Origin of the sequence: Clostridioides sp. ES-S-0048-02 (genome assembly GCF_020658495.1) — a bacterium.
GTDB lineage: Bacteria > Bacillota > Clostridia > Peptostreptococcales > Peptostreptococcaceae > Clostridioides.
The window spans coordinates 1-404 of sequence record NZ_JACVWH010000077.1 but is presented as its reverse complement, the minus strand read 5'-3'; the positions used below and the strand labels follow the sequence as shown (position 1 = coordinate 404).

The 404-nt window shown below is 36.1% G+C and carries 1 tRNA gene; it reads left to right on the top strand.

Annotated elements, in window-relative coordinates:
* Positions 1–27 precede the first annotated feature (27 nt).
* A tRNA-Ala gene (locus IC173_RS20470) sits at positions 28–103 on the top strand.
* The last annotated feature ends 301 nt before the right edge of the window (positions 104–404 follow it).

Below are 404 nucleotides of genomic sequence, written 5' to 3'. Positions count from 1 at the left end.
TGAAAGTTCTTTATGAACTTCATATTTGGGGGTGTAGCTCAGTTGGGAGAGCACTTGCCTTGCAAGCAAGGGGTCAGGAGTTCGACTCTCCTCATCTCCACCATTAAGAGTATATTACTTAAATCTTCGATTTATCTAGTAGCCTCTTACATGCACTTTTAGCTTATCTTTAGACAAGCTATGTGCGTTAGCACTTTAAGCAACGGAATAAACTGAACACATGTGAAGTTTGTTTGTTGGCGACGTGTACTAGCACTTTAAGCAACGAGATTTATTCGTTGGCGCTGTGCGTTAGCACTTTGAAAACTGCATATATATATTTAGTGATATGACATCTAATTTGTAATATATAAAGTTGATAACTTTTAAAAATTATCGAAGTTGATAGCTTCTAATCTATCAAA